Genomic DNA, 20,743 nt, shown 5'->3' with positions numbered 1-20,743 from the left:
TTACGTATTATTAATGTGAAGGAGGAGCACTGATGAATTCATTCGGAGCATGGATTGTAGGATTGTGGCTAACCTATACGGCTGTCCTTATTGTACTAAGCAGATATGCCAAAAAGAAAGCCGAATCCGGTGCGGGTGGTGATAGTTTTTGGGTCGGAGGCCGCAGCTTTAAACCTTGGATGGTCTTCGTATGTATTACGGGTTTATTTTCTGGATCTTCGTTTATTTCTGTTTTAGAATTATCCTACAAAGTGGGTATTTCGGCGGCCTGGTATGGCGTGGCTGAAATGGTTCATGTCTTAATCATTGCGCTATTATTAATTGTCAATCTCCGTAGACTGAAAATGGTTACTGTTTCCGGATTAATAGGGGATAAATTCGGGCGCCTAGCACTGGGTGTGAGCGGTGCGATTACAGCCTTTACCTTTCCCATGTGGTCGGTAGCAACCGCCCTTGCTTTTGCTTCTGCTCTTCACGTATTTACCTCGTTAACACTTCCCTTTTCCATCGCGATTACAAGTATCACGCTTCTGATTTTTCTGCAATCAGGTGGGATGTGGTCAATTGTTGTTACTCAAACGGCAAATAGTTTTGCTTTTGCAGCAATGTTTATCGTCGGGTGTATTGCCTTCTTTATAGAACCTGGTTTCGACGGATTAGCCCTGTTAGCAACCGCTAAACCTGCCATGTTTTCCCCGACAAATGCAGGGTTGCAAGTGATCATTGCTTGGTTCGCTACATTTTTGATCAATGTGTTTGTAGCCCAAGCAGCATTTCAGATGGCCTTATCCTGTCGTACTCCTGAGGAAGGAAGAAAAGGCTTATTAATGGCCTTTGGAGCAAATATTTTCTTCGTTGTTTTCGGTGTTTTGTTCGGTTTGTCAGCCGCTGCAGTTGTGCCAGGCGGAGCTCGTGGTATGATTGCTATACCACAATATTTGGCTCAAGTATTACCAGCTCCATTAGTAGGTGTGTTTTTCCTTGGAATTTGGGCCGCAGCGTTGGGATGGGGTGCCCCCTGCCAATTTTCTGGTGCGACAAGCCTTGGGCGTGACGTAATGGGTGCAATTAACCCGTCCTTAAGTGATGAACGCAAAGTTAAGTACACAAAGTATGCACTGGTTGCGCTAACCTTAGAGATGATTTTATTAGGGCTAATGCGTAGCGAAAACGCTTCCTGGTGGAATGTTTTAGCATGGACGTTACGGAACGGGTCGACATTCGCTCCAGTGGTTGTGGCCTTGGCTTGGCCTCTGGCAACACGTCGTGGAGCAATAGCTGCTCTGCTCGGAGGATTTATTTCTGGTTTGTCTTGGTACGCCCTAGGTGGTTGGGACCCAGTTAAGTTTTTCTTTAATATTCATCCTGTGTTTATCGGTATGACCTTTAATATCTTATTGATGGTGGTAGTTTCAATGGTGGACAATGCCGGACAGTGGAAAATTAAATTTGATCAGTCATCCGGCAGAAAGACTTTAGGGCTTGTCTCTACGGCAGCCATGATTTTACTGGGGTTCACAGCATTAACCCAATTTAGCTGGCTCTTCCAGAAAGGGTTGATCGGATTAAACCTCTTCCTCATTGTAGCTGCCATTTATGTGAATGTAATAATCTATGTGGTACCTAAAAAATCAGAGGTTACATCGACCGGGAAAGAAGTTGCTTAAGCCTTAAAACGTTGAATATGACCTTTAGGTTTAAGCCACATAAGCTGGCAATGCTTCAAACGTTGCCAGCTTATGTACATATGAACAGCAGAGTAGTCAATAAACAAGTGAGTAAAAAGGTAACAAAAGTTACTAAAACGTAACAAGCGTAAGAAGGTTTAATAAATAAACTTTACGGCCAAAGCTCGATCATCATCACCTCTAATAAAGGCTGATCATATTTATTACTGTGGTGTCCATCTGGGTGTTCTTAATGAGTTTTGTAAACGTCACTGAGAATAAGCAATTAGCCGGGGCTAAATAGTCACCAACTGATGTAAAGATATAAAGATCGACGAAGTTCTTTTTATAGGTTAGAAAGGCTCTTGCAACTATTGTAAGAGCCTTTCCTTGAGAATTATTATACGTTTTTTCAAGAAGAAGCTATTAAAATATCATTAGAGTAGAGGTGTTTAACGTGTTAATTTATTTGCTAGTACTACTAATACTAGGATTGACGGGCGGATTTTTCTCAGGTTTATTGGGTTTGGGTGGGGCTATATTAATGGTGCCTTTGCTGCTTTATGTACCCCCATTACTCCATCTTCCAGCCTTGGACATGAAAAGTGTAGCGGCCGTCAGTACCATACAGGTCTTTGCCAGTGCAACATCCGGTGTTATAGCCCATCGAAAAAGGGGAGCAGTCAGCATACCCGTTTTGTTGGCTATGGGTATCCCGGCTGCTACTGCCGGTTTTCTGGGAGCTCTCTTTTCAAAATATGTCGAGGCACATTTTTTGTTAGCAATTTTTGCTGGTAGTTCTACCTTAGCTACTTTATTAATGTTAATACCCAAAAAAGAACATGATACTGACCAAAGTCAGGAAGAGTTAAATGTCGATAAAGTTCAGTTTAATCGTGTACTGGCGGCTTTATTAGCTACAATAATCGGTTTTATTGGGGGGATGATAGGTGCGACGGGGGCTTTTATCTTTGTTCCAGTTTGTATTTATATTCTAAAAATACCTATGCGTATTACCATTGGTTCAACTTTGGGTATAGTTTTAATGACGGCCTTTACAAGTGCCGTGGGTAAGATTGCCAGTGGACAGATGCTTTGGCTGGTTGCGGCGGCATTGGTGTTAGGATCTGTACCAGCTGCACAATTAGGTTCACGGGTGTCACATCGAACTCCGGTAAAACTGCTGTACTGGATTATGACACTAATTATTGCTTTATCATCTTTAAAAATATGGTTAGATGTAATTTATTAATACGGGAAGAAATCACCACGAACTTCTATTCTATGTGAAAGAGAGGAACTATAGTGGAGAATAGAGCTACAGATAAGTATGAGAGACATATACGGTACACGAAAGAGACTTTAAAAATCTGGGAAGGCAAGATTGATTGGCGTTTACAGTATTTGATTAGCCTGGCGCCTTTGTTAAGACAGTTAACAGTGGAAGACCTGGGAATAGCCATCGCAGATAGAGAAAAATTTTTAATTTATCTGGCAGGAGACAAGCTAGATATTAAGATCAAACCAGGCGATACTATTCCGCCTCAATTGCCAATTCAAGAGGCTATGAAAGAGGCAAGGCGAGTTCTAAAAGTAGTGGATAAAGAATCATTCGGCATTCCATATATAGCCATATCTATCCCGATTCTTGGAGACGAAGGGAAGGTTATAGGTGGTATAGCGGTACAACAGTCTATGGAACACAAAGAAAATTTACGGGCTATGTCCCGGCAAATTTCTGAAACACTCTCTACGCTCACTGCAACTATCCAAGAACTTACAGCCCAGGGTGAAGAGCTTAGTGCAACAAGTCAACAATTTGCAGCTATTGCCCAAACATCGCAAGAAGGTGTTAAGGAAACAGACAAGATTGTACAGACAGTCAAAAGTATCAGCGATCGTAGTAAAATATTGGGGATAAATTCAGCCATAGAAGCTGCACGGGCAGGTGCGGAAGGCAAGGGATTTTCGATCGTAGCTCTGGAAATAAGAAAGCTTGCAGAGCAAAGTGCAAGTTCTATTACAGAGATTAAAGTTATCATAGAGGAATTTTCTCAAGCTATCGCTCAAATTGCAACATCGGCAACGGAATTAGATCAGGTTGCAGGTCAACAAGCCGCTCATTTATCACAGTTTACAACAGCCATAGAGAATTTATCTGAGTTAAGTATAGACCTTGCGAATATGGCAGAAGCGCTTTCTAGAGAAAACTAACTAGCTTATTCGGAACACGGAGAGGTAACGATCCGTGGTGCACCCGGACGAAAAAGCCACGGCGGCCCACGTTGGTAACAATAATACTAAAAGAAGGAAAATCATTGCTTTGTGTTGAATTTTATTCGGAAAAGAGTTTGGATAGGAGCAACAACGCATGGGATTCTTTCAATTGCAGCATGTGACAGATTACTACGATAATGCTATCGAGGGGATTCTAACGATGGATAATTTTAATCGAACCAGAAAATTATCCATCGTTTTGTTCATGTGCAACTTTATTCTGCTATTTATTGACTATATCAATAACGTCAAGGGTCTCTGGATTATTACCGATGGTTATAAGTATTTATTCTATTCTCATGTCGTTTTAGGTTTGGGAACACTACTTTTTATTTTGAGTTCCTGCAGAATTATTGCCCAGTCCCCAAAAGAAGTAACTTTAGCTCATAACTTCTTTGGAATCCTATTTGCTCTCTTTTTGCTAAACCATGCAGCTATAACATCGGGTTGGATCGATCAAAAAATTCATAGTCAACTTACGGTTTACGTTATAACCTGCATTATTATCGCTGTTATGTGTAACTACAAGCCGAAGGTTGCAGTACTGTTATATGGATTATCCTGGGTTACTATTATGATTTCCGTAGCAATTAGTCAAGAGGATCCCGCTCTTCGCCAGGCGCACTATATAAACGCATCTATTTTATTGATAGTATCATATTTTCTCTCCATAGTACTTTATCAATTTAGACGACAGGATTTGCTGCATAAACATTATTTAGAGGATTTAGTCACAGAGCGAACAAAAGAATTACAAACAGCTAATGATTTACTTTCAAGAGAAATATTGGAGAACAAACGAGCTGAGATAGAGATGGCGAAACTAGATAGGTTGAACTTAATCGGTGAAATGGCAGCTAGTATTAGTCATGAAGTCCGAAATCCAATGACAACAGTAAAAGGTTTTTTGCAATTACTTAGAGACAAACAAGAGTCAAAGGATAAGGAATATTTTGACCTAATGATAGAAGAACTTGATCGTGCAAATTGCATTCTCTCAGAGTTTCTTTCCATTAGTAAAAACAAACCAACTATGTTTGAACTGCACAGTATAAATGACATAGTCACTTCCACCTTGCCGCTCGTCCAAGCAGACGCCCAAGCCAATGATAAATTATTAACGGTTGAACTTAATAATGTGCCGGATTTACAGCTCGACATTCAGGAAATACGCCAACTGTTATTAAATCTTGTTCGTAATGGGTTAGAAGCAATGTCTAGTGGCGGACATTTAAGAATAAAGACGTTTTTTACTAACAGTGAGGTAGTCTTAGTCGTTTCGGATGAAGGTAAAGGAATTGAACAGGGTATTTTAGAAAAGTTAGGCACACCATTCTTTACAACCAAAGAACAAGGAACAGGTTTAGGATTAGCAGTGTGTTACGGTATAATTTCACGCCACAACGGAAGGATAAGTGTTGAAACTAGCCCTTCAGGTTCTACATTTAATGTATACTTTGAATTAAGTAATTAGGGAGCGGTGGCAAGGGTTGCGCGTCGAAATTCCACCTGGTCTCGTTAAAGGTGGACCTAATAATTAACAAAAAATAGTTATGTCCTAGTTAACACCTGCTTTTCTCTACTTGATTCAGAGAAAAGCAGGCTTTTTTAGTTATAGAATATTAGTGAATTATTTTTCATCTAGGTTTGAGACTCCTCATCTATAAGTGGGTGTTCCATGTTTTGCTCGGTAGGGGTAGAATCCTCTTTTTGTCGCTAAGTATTCCTTTTGGGATTAGCGGCTCGGCGAAACCAATCCTCCGCGCAATAGTATCGTTAATGGCTGTGGGCTTTTGAAGAGAGAGGATCTATTGAATTATATGTCGAATATTTAAGAGGTTGAACTTTATTGAAGTCGTATGAATGAAGCAATTCCTGGAAAATACTTCAAATATTATAAGAGTTTTAGATAATTGGGTTTTAAGTAAGGAGGATAATGAATATGTACAAGTTATATCCGTTAACAAATGCCCAGAAATCTATCTGGGTGGCAGATAATTTATACGCTGGTACGAGCCAAGCTGTTTCATCAACGACTGCGATAATCCGTGAAGTAATCGACTTCACTTTAATGAATGAAGCCATAAATATAGTGATTAAACACAACGATGCTCTTCGTATTAGATTGGTTAATCAGAATGGTACGCCACAACAATTTTTTTGTGACTTTGTCAAAAAGCAGTTTGATGTTTTAGATTTTAGCTATGATCATGGCGAAAAAGATTATAAACAATGGGAAAAGAAAATGGTTCAAACCCCATTCAACTTAGTCAACTCAGAGCTTTTTTATTTTGCCTTGATTAAGCTAAGTGAGAAGAAAAATATCTGTTTCTTCAAATTCCATCATACGATTATCGACGCCTGGGGAACCGCTCTAGTAATAAGAAAGATGCTGAAAGAATATTGGCAACTGAAGCACAATAGCCTTTCAGAAAATGATGATGATGAGAAACTTTCCTTTGTTCATCATATCAATGATGAACTTCAATATATGGCTACCCCACGCTTCGAAAAGCATAAGGAATTTTGGTCAGGTGTTTTTGGGACAGTTCCTGAGTTTACATCGTTTACTGATAATAAAGGGATTACCAGCTTAGTCGGAAAAAGGAAAAGTTATATTCTATCCGAGTTAATAAGTTCTAAATTGAATAGTTTTTGCGAGCTAAATAAAGTGTCGGCGTTTAGTGTCTTCTATGCGCTGCTTGCATTATACCTGTCTAAAAGAAGTAATAAGAAAGACATAGCGATTGAAACTCCTATCTTGAATAGATCGGGCAAGACGGAAAAAAACACAGTGGGTATGTTTATGCATAATATACCCGTTAGAATTTATGTTGAGCCAAGCCTTGACTTTCTAGCCTTTGTTAACGAGGCTTTCCGAGAGTTAAAGAAATTCATGAGACATCAACGCTATCCATATAGCAGCATATTAAAAGATTTTCGTGAAAAACAACAATTCTCTGGAACCCTTGTGGATGTTACCTTAAATTATCACAATCTCAAGCTAGATTCGGTAATTGAATATGAGGCAATCTGGAATTATCCCGGAGCACAGTCCAACTCGCTGTCAATATGTGTGAGTGACAGGGCTGATACCGGCTTGCCAGAATTGGATTATGACTACTTACTTGAAGTCTTCAGTGAGAAAGATATCGATCAAATGCATAACAATCTATGCAATCTGTTAACCGACGCCCTTGGAAACCCAAGCAAAAGGCTATCCGAACTACAAATGTTATCTCAGGACGAGTTGAATAAGCTCTTACTAGGGTTCAATCAGACAGAATTACCGTATGAAGCAAAGTCTGTGTCCGATCTATTTGAAGATCAGGTTATAAAATCATTAGATAGTACTGCAATAGTCTTTGGCGACAAAAAATTGACTTATCGGGAACTCAATGAAAAGGCTAATCAGCTTGCCCGTTATATCCGTGGTAAAGGGATGTCTCAAAATTCGATTGTCGGGTTGCTGGTCGACAGATCTTTGGAAATGGTAGTAGGTATTCTGGGGATTCTTAAGGCCGGAGCAGCCTATTTACCTATAGATCCGGGTTACCCTAGTGAAAGAATTGCCTATATGCTTAACCAAAGTAATACCCGCTTAACTCTTACGGATAAAATTGATCCTGATAGTTTTACATATGGGAATTGTGAGTTTGCCAACATTTCGCTGAGCAACATCGCTGTCTATGATAATGACACGGCTAACTTAGAAAAAGATATAAAAGCTAATACCGATGACTTAGCCTATGTGCTTTTTACTTCGGGTTCGACAGGTAAACCCAAAGGGGTTATGGTTCACCATAGGGCTTTATGTAATCTCATTAACAGCGTAGCACGGAATCTGAACTTTGAGAGTCAAACGATTGTTTCGTTAACAACGATCTCTTTTGATATTTTCTTCAGTGACACGATTTTGCCCTTGACCAAAGGGATGAAGGTTATTATAGCCAATGCGGAAGAGCAAACAATTTCAAAGTATCTCTTTGACCTTATTATCAAACACCAAGTTAAAGTTCTGCAAGCCACACCGTCAAGAATGAAGCTAATTTTGAGTGAGGAACAGGGTAGGGAGTGCTTGAATGATTTATCCCACATCTTAATTACAGGGGAGAGTTTTCCTCTACCATTATTAACCCAACTGAAATCCGTTACTCAAGCAGAAATCTATAATCTATATGGCCCAACAGAAACGACGGTATGGTCAACAATGACAAATGTTACCCATTCCGAAAAGATAACGATCGGTAAACCAATCGCCAACACACAAATTTATATCCTTGATGACCATCTATCTCCTGTAACGATGGGGTCAGTAGGTGAAATTTTCATTGTCGGGGATGGAGTTTCTTTGGGCTACTTATCTAACCCCGAATTGACCAAAGAACGTTTCTTAGCTAATCCCTATATATCGGGTCATACAATGTACCGAACAGGGGATTTGGGACGATGGCTTAAAGACGGTGATATAGAATGCTTGGGTCGAACTGATAACCAAATAAAGATCAGGGGATTAAGAATAGAGATGGAAGAAATCGAAGTCTGCCTGTTAGAACATACCGCGGTTAAAGAAGCAGTCGTAATGGTTAGAGAAGATAAAGCGGGCAAGAAACATCTATGTGCCTACTTAACTGGTGAGAAAAGGCTAAGCAATGAAAATTTAAGATCTCATATATTAAAGTATCTGCCAAATTATATGGTTCCTGCTTGTTTTATCTGGCTCGATGCTATACCGCTGACTCCGAATGGCAAGATCAACCGCCAAGTTTTACCTTTACCAAACGAACTAGAATTTGGACAGTTAACACATGCTTATCTTGCTCCCAGAAATGATGTGGAATGGAAACTGGCCATGTTGTGGGCTGAAGCTCTTGAAGTGGAACGAGTTGGAATTGATGACAACCTATTTGCGTTGGGGGGAGATTCATTAACAATCCTAGAAATTATGTCTGGTGCCTTATCTTACGAATGGAAACTTAACGCTCAGGATTTCTATGAATGCCCAACCATTAGGCTGCTGTCCTCAAAAATCACGGGGTGTATCCAAGAAGATAATGAAAATGAAGAAGAGATTCTTCTCTCTGGCAGGGTATGGCCTACGGAAGTGATTATAAAGCCAGTGGATACAGGTAATGTCCTCTTGACGGGTGCGACGGGCTTCTTAGGAATACACCTCCTTTGGGAGTTACTGGTTCAAACAAATAACGGAATCTATTGCCTGGTACGGGGGAATCAGGCTAAAGCAAAATTGGATAAACTGCTAAGCTTTTATTTTCCCTCACTTTCTGTAACCTTGAAAAACAGGATTATTGTGGTTAACGGGGATATTTCCTTAGAACAATTTGGGTTAAATGATAATTCTTATGAAGATCTAGCCCAAAAGGTACAGACAGTCATCCATAGCGGCGCATTGGTCAAACACTATGGTAATTATCCTGAATTTGAGAAGAATAATGTTCAAGGGACAAGGGAAGTCATTGATTTTTGTCTAAATTTTGACAAGAAGTTTAATCATATTTCAACTATTAGTATATCAGGAGATTTTATTGTCGACCTAAGTAAAGGAAAGACAGTTTTTTCAGAAAAGGATTTTTATTTAGGACAGGATTACAAAACCAACGTCTATGTACGAAGCAAATTTGCTGCAGAGAATCAGGTGTTTCAGGCTGAAACTGAAGGTTTGCGGTTTGCTGTCTTTAGAATTGGCGTCTTAACCGGACGCTACCAGGATGGTAAGTTTCAGCACAACATCGCTCAAAATTCCTTCTATCGAAAAATTAAGTCCCTTGTGGCTTTAAGGGCTGTCCCTGAGAGTTTCCTTAATCAAAGTATTGAGTTTACACCGGTAGACTATTGTGCTCAAGGGATTGTGAATATTATTCAGGTCAATCAGGCGAGCGGTCTGGTGTTTCATATGTTCAATCATCAAGAGATTAAGGCAATCGAACTCCTTAGTTATTTAAGAGAGCTAAATATACCTGTTCAAACATTATCTAACCTGGAATTTGATTTTTATATTGGGCAGCTCTCACAAACAAAAGAAGGAAAGCAAACACTAAGTGGTCTTGTTTCCGATCTAAGTGTCAATAAGAGGTTGAATTACAGTAACGTCATCACGGTTGACTCAACGTTTACTATTAACTATTTGATTCAAACAGGTTTTGTTTGGCCAGAGATAGATGTCGAATATCTTTCTAATATTGTAAGATATATGCGTGAAGTTGGCTTTATTAATGATTCAATAAGTTACAACGCTTAATAATTACGTAACAGCAATATTAATCTTTAAATTTATGGACAAAAATGTAAAACAAGGGAGTTGTTGACTAAGCCTAATTCTCTATTGAAGTTTGTTAATCTGACATGTAGAATAAGAATTAAGAATAATTTTGCTGAAAAGCAAAGATTTTGTAGAATTATGCTACCTGGGAGAGCATGGTTCTTATTTAATTTGGAAAGCTATGGTGCAAAAAATGTCCATTAAGAATACACTATCAGCTGGCTGCGACCAATTATAAGCTCCATGAATCGCTTTCCGCACTGGACGAATCCCAGAACATTATTTTCACACTTGCGCTCGCACTTGAATCAAAAGATGCGTATTTACATGGACATTCAAAACGGGTGACGGATTATGCTGTGGAGCTTGGAAGGTTCCTGAATCTAAGTGAAATTGATCAAGTAAATATATACCGCGCGGCAATTTTACACGACATTGGGAAAATTGGCGTTCCTGATGCGATTTTGAATAAGCCAAGCGCTTTAGTAAGCGAAGAATGGTCAATCATGAAATCTCACCCAGAGCGGGGGGAAGCTATTTGTTCTAAGCTGAACTTTGCCAGAGAGATTTTGTCGATCATTAGGCATCATCATGAACGTTACGACGGAAAAGGCTACCCAGACGGCTTAAGTGGTGAAGACATCCCATTTATTGCTCGTCTCATTAGTATCGCCGACACGGTCGATGCAATTACTTCCAGTCGCCCTTATCGTTTAGCAGGAACGTTTGAACAGGTATTAGAAGAATTGCAAAAAAGTGCCGGCACTCAATTTGATCCTGTTTTAGTAGCGACCTTTATTTCTTTATATAACAGTAAAAAACTAACTAATCGAGCATACGTAAGCTAAGCCCTATCCAGGAGGTTAGAAACAAGAAGCACGTTGAAATTCTTGTCAAAAAACCTGTGCTAATAGGGCTGTTTTTAATTTTTAAGTGAAGGGTTACTTAACATATTAGTAGATGCGCTTCACTCCGGTAACTTCGGCGCTCAAAGAATCCAAGGCGACAAGGTCATCAGCGTTAAGCTCTTTCAACGCTGTCTTTCCGAGAGCGCGCATTCCTTCTTCCATTTCTAAAACCATGGAGGTTATGGTGTTAACAACACTAGTGGCAGCTTGATCAATATCAAGTTTACCCTTAGCGGGAGAGTCGTAAAACACTAATGTCGTAGGAGGTTCCCACGGTATCACTTTACTAACTTGGTTATGGGTCAGGGCAAAAAGCGGAACAGTTGCCATATAAATGGCATCTGCCCCTAAAGCAATTGCCTTAAGACATTCCCCAGGAGTAAAATAGCCTCCAGCCACGACCAAACTAATCCGGTCTCGAACCCGTTGTTTCGTTAGAAAACGTACGGCTCGAACCAAAGCGAAGAGACTGGGGATGCCAAAATCATCTTGTTTAATCGGGGTAGTTGCATGAGAACCACCTTGCGCTCCATCAATAATGACGACATCAAAATCCAAATTAATCGCAGCCGCCAAGTCAGCTTCCAGATTCCCAGTCGCCATAAGTTTTAACGCAATGGGTACCCCTTTTGACTGCTTCCGTAGATTTTTCATGAAACCAGGCCAATCACTTTGTTTTTGTATGCCGGGAGGCGCTGGAAAGGAAATGGCCATTTCGTCAGGGGCTAATCCTGAGAGTTCTTGCGCCCGACCTTCGAATTCTACAGCTTCGATACTAACGGAACCCATATCAGCACCTTGCCCCATTTGAACTTCTAACATATCAGCCAAGTCAATTTGTTCCTGAGTTCTTGACCCCCATGCCCAACGTGAAATTTGTAAGGTGTATTTGCCTGCTTCCGTGCGTTCTTCAGGTAAGAAAGGACCTTCTCCGGAACAGGTGGAAGTCTGTAGGGTTTTGGCTGCTCGGGCCAAAGCCCTTTTCGCTTCTTCGCTGAGTGCGATTCCATAGGCCATTGCACCAATCATAATAGGAATGTTGATAATCATCGGCTTGTTGGCTTTTGGACCAAGGGTCACCTGCATGTTCATCTGGGCATTTTGAGGCAAAGAAAGTCTTGTCATTAATTGGGGAGCAAACATAAGGTTATCAAAACCGGGAAAATGCTTAGGTGAACCGATCGGACGTGTAATAATTTTTCCATTCTCCGCTCGCATACCAATTTCCAGAATGTTTAATACCGAAATACGCTTTCCGGCTGGCCACACTTCTATGAGGTTCTGAGTGTATTTGTCTGAGAGTAATTTACCGAGGAAATCTCGAATCTGTAGCCCCATAAGATAACGCAAAACTGGTTTAATCATCATTATGAGGACTAGGAACAACTGAAGGGCTAACAAAACTATTAATAGAAACAACCAGAACGAGCTCGTTATCGTAATCTGCATTTCGTGACCTCATAACATAAAATTTCATAGCCGTACTAACTATTTAGCATTTGTTGTCCGCCAGGTTCTATAGATATGCCAAGAGAGAAGAAGATCCCCTAGCGTAAAGACCATTCCACCCAGTACGCGCAGAATCAAATAAGGATTAAGGGATAAACGCACTTCCATAAAATCCATTCCTAAGATTCGCCAGAAATAAGCCTGCATCAAACCAGCTACCATCAGGGCTGAGGACATAGCGATTAGTCCACTATTCAGTAAGATTACCGCTAAAACCCCTCCTTTGTAGCCTTTGAGTGTGGGCTCGCTCCCTTGGCTTAGGACGTAATAACACCCGGCCAAAACTACAAAACCTAGGCTGCCAAATAAGGCCAAATGCGCATGACCCGATGTAAAAAACGTGCCGTGCATGTAAAGATTGACCCAGGGCACGGTGATAATTAAGCCCAAAAGGGATGCGCCAGTAATATGATAAAATACGCTGCTCAGTAGTAACCACAAAGTAAGTTTTTCTCGATTACTCCGAATCTTTTTATGTTTTAGGCCTTTATAGGTCATATGAACCAACAAACCCACGGGGACTACCTCGACCAGGCTGAGCAATGAACCAAGAATTAACCAGACCGCTGGAAAACCGATCCAGTAATAATGATGTCCGGTACCATACAAGCCTCCGATAACAGCCAAAGAGGCCTCTAAGTAGAGCCACTTTTCTATTTGGGCTCGTGAAGCTAAGCCGGAAACAACGTAAAAAGTGGCAATAAAGCCTGCTGAAGTTAACTCAAAAGCCATTTCCTCCCATAAGTGAACGACCCAGAACTTGGTTGCTTCATCTGCGATTGGATTAGTATAGGTTAGTGTGTTCGGTAACAATAATAACAAGAGAAAGGTCATTCCTACGGTCATGGTAGCAGCTGCAGGCGTTATATTTCGTTTATCGGTCAGTAAAGTTTGGATAAGGTTATAGGAAGCTAGGGCTAAAGCTAAACAGATACCTACATAAAAAATAGGCATTCCTTCAAGAAATTCTCGGCCATTACCAATCCGAAGGGCCAAGCTCCCTAAGATTAATAAGCAAAATAATATCACTATCCAAAATTGCCAGCGGGCAAGGCGGGGGGAATAAATTTCTCGATTAAGCTCAGCAGTGATAAAGAAGTAGATCATACCCATAGTTCCGATAAGGGGCCAAAAAGTGGACAAACCCAGATGAATCGCTCTACCGTATTCAAAGGGGATCGGAGAGGGTAAATCGGGTATCACCAAATCAACAGCGCCCAACAAGGCAACAATACCTTGGAGGGAGAATAAACTTATTGCAAAAACACAATACCTTCGGCTAATTTTCTGGGCAATAAATTGCTGCTTGGGAGCCATTAATTGATTGACCTTGCCTGTAAAACCAAAATACTCAAACAGCTTCATAAGTCCTTCTCCGCATCTTCTTCTTGAGGCGGCCACCCTAAAGTCGGTATGGTATCCACAAACTCCAGGTAGTTCACTAAATTCTCGGCATCTACTTCGTCGAGTGCTGGGTGATGAGTGTAGTTGTTGGGACGCATCACGGGAGGCTGGACAAGATAGTCAATCAAGTATGACAAAGCCCTTTTAGTGGTAATATTCGTTAAATCATCCGCATCATATCCACCGTTTCCAAATAAGGTATGACAGCTTATACAATTATGCCTTTGCCAGACTAGTTTTCCAGCCACAGCCGATTCAGGGATAGGGGACGGAAGTCTTGAGGAAATTATTGTAATCGCTATAAATAGGGCCAAAGATATAGTGCTTAGTAACAACAATGTTTTTAACTTCAATAGACTACATTCCAATTCTATTAGAATAATTTATTTATAGTAGTGTTTACCGGGGTTATAAAAATATACAGTTATTAAAGAAGAGGCATCAGTTTATATCAACTGATACCTCTTCTTTAAATGGGTGTTCCAAATTCTGCTTCGGAAATGTTTAGCTTTAGCAGAACGTTTGACTTGTAGCTTTTCCTCACAGAGATTATTTGAGATTTTGCTGAGCATTGGCTTTAGCAACATAACGTTCCGCGGTCTTGTACATAGCAGCTATCTCCATATCAGTGAGTTCTCTCACCACTCGTGCAGGTACCCCCATCAACATAACGCGGGGGGGAAAGGTTTTATTTCCTGGAACAAGACTCCCCGCAGCAATGGAGGTTTCTTCAGCGATTATGGTACCATCCAGAATAATCGCGCCCATTCCCACAAGAGACCCTTTACCAATCTTACATCCGTGAAGAATAGCGGAATGCCCGATCGTGACATAGTCTTCGATCGTTACGGGCTGATTTTCATTGACATGGATAACGACCAAGTCCTGAACGTTTGTGCTGTTTCCAATACTAATCTTAGCTAGGTCACCACGGATGACTGAGTTATACCAAACACTGGATTGTTCACCGATTTCTACGTCGCCCACTATTTTACAACCCTCGGCAATAAAAACACTTTTCGCAAGTTTAGGCTTTTTAGCTAGTTCGTTAATCATGATGTTTTACCCCCACATATTATGCTGTTTAAGTATTGTTGATGTTCATTATACACAATCCGGTGTGATTTTTCTCACACTTAAAGAATCCTTAGAATCACAGTAGTTTAAGCGTATTTGATTTAAACTAACCTTAGTCAACTTGAGAAACACAAACTTATAAATAAGAATATAGGGGGAAAACAAAAATGAGTATGTTTTGCTATCAATGTCAAGAAACTGCTAAAGGAACCGGTTGTACAATTAAAGGGGTCTGTGGAAAAACTGAAAACGTGGCTAATTTACAAGACCTGTTGATCTACACATTAAAAGGGATCTCTATTTATGCGGTCCAAGCACGTGCTATGGGCATTGTTCGTCCGGATGTTGATAAATTTATCATGGAAAGCCTCTTTAGCACGATTACAAATGCTAATTTCGACAGAAGTCGTTTTGTAGATAGAATCCAAGAGGGTCTTACTCTTCGTGAAATGCTCAAACAAGAAATCATTAAAGCAGGCGGCACAATTCCAGCAAACTTAAATGATGCGGCTATTTGGTCCGCCCCTGCCGTTGATTTCGAGAAAAAAGCAGTGGCTGTAGGCATTTTGGCTACGGAAAACGAAGATGTTCGTTCACTCAGAGAATTGTTGACCTATGGTTTAAAAGGGATTGCTGCCTATGCTGAGCATGCCTATACTTTAGAACACAAAGAAGCTGGCATCTTTGCCTTTATCGAAAAGGCTTTAGCAGCCACCCTGGATGACACTCTTGCCGCTGGTGATCTCGTTGCTTTAGTCTTAGAAGCAGGAAAATACGGTGTTGATGTAATGGCACTCCTGGATACGGCAAACACCACCACTTATGGTAACCCAGAGCTCACAAAAGTCAACATCGGAGTTCGAAATAACCCCGCCATACTGATTAGCGGTCACGATCTGAAAGACCTTGAAGAATTGCTCATCCAAACCCAGGGAACTGGAGTGGACGTTTATACCCATGGTGAAATGCTTCCAGCTCATTACTATCCTGCCTTTAAGAAATATGACAATTTTGTTGGTAACTACGGGAATGCTTGGTACAAACAAGATAAAGAGTTTGATTCCTTTAACGGTCCAGTTTTCCTAACGACCAACTGCCTTGTTCCTCCTAAAGAGTCCTACAAAGATCGTGTCTATACCACAGGTGTTGTAGGTTTCGAAGGAGTTAAGCACATCGCAGACCGTGAAGATGGAAAGGCTAAGGATTTCTCGGCACTCATCGCCCATGCCAAAAATTGCCCTGCACCTACAGAAATCGAAACAGGTGAAATAATCGGAGGATTTGCTCACAATCAGGTCCTAGCTCTTGCGGATAAAGTTGTCGCTGCTGTTAAGTCTGGAGCCATTAAGCGCTTCTTCGTCATGGCAGGCTGTGACGGTCGCATGAAAAGCCGTGATTATTACGCTGATTTCGCTAAGGCATTGCCTCAAGACACTGTCATCCTCACGGCAGGATGTGCAAAATACAAATATAATAAACTGAACCTAGGGGACATCGGTGGAATTCCAAGAGTTCTTGATGCTGGACAATGTAATGACTCCTATTCCTTGGCTGTCATCGCCTTAAAACTCAAAGAAGTGTTCGGTTTGGAGGATATCAACCAACTCCCAATCTCATATAACATCGCTTGGTACGAGCAAAAGGCAGTCATTGTTTTATTAGCGCTTCTCCACTTAGGTGTTAAAAATATTCACTTAGGACCAACTCTGCCGGGCTTCTTGTCGCCGAACGTCGTTAAAGTTTTGGTTGAAAACTTCGGTATTGCAGGCATCACAAATGTTGAAGATGATGTCAAAATGTTCATGGCCTAACAGCTCGAAAAAATTACTCAGACCTTAGAGGCTACCTTTCACAAGGTAGCCCTTTTTTTATACAGTGTCTTCGGGCGCCAGCCAAGTTTTCTTTATACTTACTTATATTAATTCATGAATCATGGAGAAAAGTAGAACTATAAGTTTAAAAAATGGTATAAATTATGGAAAACAAAGAAGAAAATTAAGAGTTTTAACCATGTTGCCCGAATGTAGGAAGGAATACATCATTAAACGTCGAAAATACTTTAGTGCAGTATAAAGTAAGGATATTATTTAAAAATATCGAGGAGTGTTTTCATGTCAGAGATGCCTTGTTCAATCCATGACTTGGAGCAGGCTATTAAGCAAATTAAATCTGTCATAGCTGCTCGAATTAACGTTAATAGCCTAGGGGAAATTGAAGAAGTTCACATTCTTTCCCATTCAGGAAGGGCACCTAAGCAAATCGTGAGGGATGTTGAGTCAATCTTGATAGCCCAATATGATGTACAAATCGACCATAAGAAGATTAGTGTTGCCCAAGTGGACGATGAAGAGGAAGTACCTATTGCATCAGTAAGATCAAATCGCCCCAAACTAGTCGGATTGACACTTAGGACGGTTAATGGACTGGCTGAAGTTAAGGTGGAATTGCAAGCTGGGGATAAGCTAATTGAAGGGGTGGCGCAAGGCCCCTCCTCTTCGAATAATAAGTTGCGTCTTTTTGCTGAAGCAACTCTTAATGCAATTAATCCTCTAACCCCAGATACACTTCTCTTCGTCACCGACGATGTTGGAGTTACACAGCTTGCTAAGCAACAAATTGCCTTAGTCTCTATAACGTTAATTGCCCCTCCAGGCGAACAAACACTGACAGGCTGTGCTTTGGTTAGAAACGATGATCGGGAGGCTGTCGTTAAGGCTACTCTTGATGCAGTCAATAGGAAACTAAAGTTTCTCAGAAACGATTAATTTGCAGACTTTGGCCGACTTACCTAACAATTAGATTTGAAACTCTGTTTTAATTCCCTACTTAGCGAAGCGGAAAAAACAGCGGAACGGAATAAGAGCGAAGCGGTTAACTGTACCTTTGAAAAAAAAATCAAGGAGGTTACCGCAAATGAGTAAATTATTCAAAGCTATTACTGTTCTTGTCACTCTCGTTCTCGCCGGTGGAGCAGCCTACAGAATCTAATTTAAAGTAGTCGGCCAATATTTATAGAGGTGGATAATGGAAAATTTGCCCAAAAAATTTAAATTATTTTTTGCTTTAGTGACTGCCTCAGCTACAATTGTTTTGGGATGGAATATAATCCATACTGATTGGAGTAATATACAATTAATTCATGTAATTGTCTTTGGGATTTTAGCGATTGCTAGTGAATCATTACCAGTTGCCCTACCGAAAGGAGGGTACGTAACGGTTAGTTATGCTATTTTTCTTTCTTCGTTGATATTGTTTCCATTAGGAGTGACGTTGACAGCCGTGGCTATATCGGGCCTAATTATTTTTGGCAAAGTGGCCTCAGAGCAACCACTCTATAAACGAGTTTTTAATGCTTCACAATACGTACTGTCTTTAGCTGCCGCATATAGTGCAATTAATTTTTTTGACCCTGCTTTGTTTCAATTTGATTGGAAATCGATGCTTCATTATTTGGCTGCTGCATCTATTTTTATGATTATCAATATTACTATACTATCGTCTCAGTCGCCTTAGGAATGATGTTCAACAAATCCCCCTGGACGATATGGCTCGGCAATATTCGTTGGTCAGTGCCTAACTTCATAGCACTTGTTCCACTTGGATTTTTATTGGCTTTGCTTTACGATAAGTTCGGTCCAATGGGCGTTCTATTACTCTTTATACCTCTTTTGGCCTCTCGTCATTCTTTTCAACTTTATGTCGACATGCGAGAGAATTATCTCAGCACGGTTGAAGCCTTGGTTCAGGCCCTTGAAGCTAAAGACACATACACCAGTGGACATTCTGAAAGAGTCGGGAAACTGGCAGTTGCTATTGCGGAAGGACTCGAAATGAGTGACGACAAGATTCAGTCCCTTAAATACGCCGCGGTGTTGCATGACGTAGGCAAGATCGGGGTAAGCGAAAATATCCTCAATAAAGAGGGTAAACTGCTGGATTCGGAGTGGGAAATCATTCGCAGTCATCCGGTTATGGGGCAAACAATCATTAAAAGTATCAAATTTTTGTTTGATATAGGACAAGTGGTACGCCATCACCACGAACGTATTGACGGGAATGGCTATCCGGATGGAATTAAAGGGATAGAAATCCCATTAGAATCCCGGATCATTGCCGTAGCAGATACCTATGATGCGATTACATCGGATCGAAGTTATCGTAAAGGCAGTACACATGACGAGGCCATTGCTGAGCTTAAGAGAGTCGCTGATACCCAATTGGATCCTGAAATCGTAGAAATATTTTGTAAAGTGGTCACAAATGAAATGATAGAGCGGACTGCCAGTACTGAACCAGGGCAAATTGCTTTCATTGTTTAGGTTGTTTAAGAGGGTTAAAGCAGCAGTCTAAACCATATAAAAGTTTACAAAACACTATTGATAAAACGGAACAAACATTGAGGAACTGGGACAAAAATAATACCTTAAAGCCCCACCATATTGCTCCAAGTGGATACCGATACTATTCTCAAGAACAACTTAATCATTTCTTGGGCATTAAAAACACTTTAAGACTAAACAGGAAAGTAATCGGTTATTGTAGAGTTTCCTCTCACAAGCAGAAAGATGATCTCATTAGGCAAGAAGATAATGTAAAGACTTATATGATTGCTAAGGGTTATCAGTTTGAGATTGTTTCTGATATAGGGAGTGGAATTAACTATAATAAAAAGGACTAAATCATCTTATTGATCTAATTACCAATTCAGAGGTTGATAAAGTAGTTATTCTTTATAAAGATAGGTTGCTGAGGTTCGGGTTTGAACTGATTGAAAATCTATGCGATAAATACGGAACGACTATTGAGATTATTGATTCAACTGATAAAAAGAACAGGAATTGGTAGAAGATTTAGTTCAGATTGTTACTGTATTTAGTTGCAGGTTGCAAGGTAAACGTGCCAATAAAGCTAAGAAAATGATAAAGGAGTTACTTGAGGATGATGCTCGGAAAGAAAGTTAGACTAAAGCCCACTGAAGAACAGGAACGTCAATTATGGAAGTCTGCCGGAACTGCACGGTGGGCATATAATTGGGCATTGGACAGACAAGAGAACAATTATTCCAGTGGTGGGAAATTCCTCTCGGACAATGATCTAAGGAAAGAACTGACACAGTTAAAGCAAACAGAAGAGTTCTCTTGGCTTTATGATGTCTCCAACAATATCACGAAACAAGCCGTTAAGGATGCCTGTGAAGCCTATATGAAGTTCTTTAAGCATCTTGCCGAAAAGCCTAAGTTTAAGAGTAGAAAGAAATCAAAACCATCCTTCTACAACGACAATGTGAAGTTAAAAGTAAAAGCTGGAATTGTTCTTATCGAAAAGGTCGGATGGGTTAAGACTTCAGAGCAGTTACCGATAGGTATAAAATACACCAACCCTAGAATTTCGTTCGATGGGAAGTATTGGTATCTATCTATAGGAATTGAGCAAGATCAAACCTTAGACCAACTGACAGGTGAAGTAGTTGGAATTGATGTTGGGATAAAGGAGCTTGCAGTCTGCTCTAATGGCATTAAATTCAAGAATATCAATAAGTCCCAACGTGTCAAAAAGCTAGAGAAACGGCTTCGCAGGTTGCAACGTAAAGTTTCTCGTAAATATGAAATGAATAAGGAGGG

General features: G+C 40.4%; 15 protein-coding genes and 1 pseudogene. 12 read left to right on the top strand and 4 right to left on the bottom strand.

The window, feature by feature from the left end; all coding sequences use genetic code 11:
* Positions 1 to 32: 32 nt before the first annotated feature.
* From UF75_RS05255 to UF75_RS05230, 6 genes are all read left to right on the top strand, one after another.
* On the top strand, positions 33 to 1,667 hold the full coding sequence (locus tag UF75_RS05255; protein WP_045573554.1) for a sodium:solute symporter family protein: 1,635 nt from the start codon (positions 33 to 35) through the stop codon (positions 1,665 to 1,667).
* A gap of 469 nt (positions 1,668 to 2,136) precedes the next feature.
* On the top strand, positions 2,137 to 2,919 hold the full coding sequence (locus UF75_RS05250) for a sulfite exporter TauE/SafE family protein (RefSeq protein WP_045573590.1): 783 nt from the start codon (positions 2,137 to 2,139) through the stop codon (positions 2,917 to 2,919).
* A gap of 53 nt (positions 2,920 to 2,972) precedes the next feature.
* A complete protein-coding gene (locus UF75_RS05245) occupies positions 2,973 to 3,881 on the top strand; it encodes a methyl-accepting chemotaxis protein (protein WP_052693009.1) in 909 nt (302 codons plus the stop codon).
* A gap of 157 nt (positions 3,882 to 4,038) precedes the next feature.
* A complete protein-coding gene (locus UF75_RS05240) occupies positions 4,039 to 5,418 on the top strand; it encodes an ATP-binding protein (RefSeq protein WP_045573553.1) in 1,380 nt (459 codons plus the stop codon).
* A 468-nt stretch (positions 5,419 to 5,886) separates the two neighbouring features.
* Entirely contained in the window at positions 5,887 to 10,203 is a 4,317-nt protein-coding gene (locus UF75_RS05235; RefSeq protein ID WP_052693007.1) for an amino acid adenylation domain-containing protein, read from the top strand.
* A 227-nt stretch (positions 10,204 to 10,430) separates the two neighbouring features.
* On the top strand, positions 10,431 to 11,072 hold the full coding sequence (locus UF75_RS05230) for an HD-GYP domain-containing protein (RefSeq protein WP_082075018.1): 642 nt from the start codon (positions 10,431 to 10,433) through the stop codon (positions 11,070 to 11,072).
* A 105-nt stretch (positions 11,073 to 11,177) separates the two neighbouring features.
* Here the strand turns inward: UF75_RS05230 and UF75_RS05225 are convergent, their stop codons facing one another.
* The 4 genes from UF75_RS05225 to UF75_RS05210 form a co-directional block, all read right to left on the bottom strand.
* On the bottom strand, positions 11,178 to 12,581 hold the full coding sequence (locus UF75_RS05225; RefSeq protein ID WP_045573550.1) for an FMN-binding glutamate synthase family protein: 1,404 nt from the start codon (positions 12,579 to 12,581) through the stop codon (positions 11,178 to 11,180).
* Positions 12,582 to 12,620: 39 nt separating this feature from the next.
* Complete coding sequence (locus UF75_RS05220) at positions 12,621 to 14,006, bottom strand: cbb3-type cytochrome c oxidase subunit I (RefSeq protein WP_082075017.1); 1,386 nt, start codon at positions 14,004 to 14,006, stop codon at positions 12,621 to 12,623.
* Entirely contained in the window at positions 14,003 to 14,398 is a 396-nt protein-coding gene (locus tag UF75_RS05215; protein ID WP_045573549.1) for a c-type cytochrome, read from the bottom strand. Before UF75_RS05215 ends, UF75_RS05220 begins: the two co-directional genes overlap by 4 nt.
* 196 nt (positions 14,399 to 14,594) lie before the next feature.
* Positions 14,595 to 15,101: a gamma carbonic anhydrase family protein gene (locus UF75_RS05210; protein ID WP_197079325.1), complete on the bottom strand. Its 507-nt coding sequence runs from the start codon at positions 15,099 to 15,101 to the stop codon at positions 14,595 to 14,597.
* A gap of 188 nt (positions 15,102 to 15,289) precedes the next feature.
* On the opposite strand from UF75_RS05210, the gene hcp reads away from it, so the two are divergent.
* The 6 genes and pseudogenes from hcp to UF75_RS05185 all read left to right on the top strand — a co-directional run.
* Positions 15,290 to 16,933, top strand: a complete 1,644-nt coding sequence (hcp, locus tag UF75_RS05205; RefSeq protein WP_045573547.1) for a hydroxylamine reductase — start codon at positions 15,290 to 15,292, stop codon at positions 16,931 to 16,933.
* A 300-nt stretch (positions 16,934 to 17,233) separates the two neighbouring features.
* The gene (locus UF75_RS05200; protein ID WP_045573546.1) at positions 17,234 to 17,887 is read left to right on the top strand and encodes a hypothetical protein; all 654 of its coding nucleotides are present in this window, start codon (positions 17,234 to 17,236) and stop codon (positions 17,885 to 17,887) included.
* Between the two features lie 259 nt (positions 17,888 to 18,146).
* A complete protein-coding gene (locus UF75_RS29860) occupies positions 18,147 to 18,635 on the top strand; it encodes a hypothetical protein (RefSeq protein ID WP_242860120.1) in 489 nt (162 codons plus the stop codon).
* Positions 18,551 to 19,441, top strand: coding sequence for an HD-GYP domain-containing protein (locus UF75_RS05195; protein WP_242860119.1), 891 nt, complete (start codon positions 18,551 to 18,553; stop codon positions 19,439 to 19,441). Before UF75_RS29860 ends, UF75_RS05195 begins: the two co-directional genes overlap by 85 nt.
* Before the next feature lie 56 nt (positions 19,442 to 19,497).
* Positions 19,498 to 20,083: pseudogene (locus UF75_RS05190) on the top strand (IS607 family transposase).
* Positions 20,061 to 20,743, top strand: a 683-nt coding sequence (locus tag UF75_RS05185) for an RNA-guided endonuclease TnpB family protein (protein ID WP_045573545.1), incomplete at its 3' end; no start/stop codon positions are given. The pseudogene UF75_RS05190 and the gene UF75_RS05185, both read left to right, overlap by 23 nt.

The organism is Desulfosporosinus sp. I2 (genome assembly GCF_000960765.1).
Taxonomy (GTDB): domain Bacteria; phylum Bacillota; class Desulfitobacteriia; order Desulfitobacteriales; family Desulfitobacteriaceae; genus Desulfosporosinus.
Note: the sequence above shows the minus strand (reverse complement) of the source record. Positions and strands in the feature narration are given on the sequence as shown.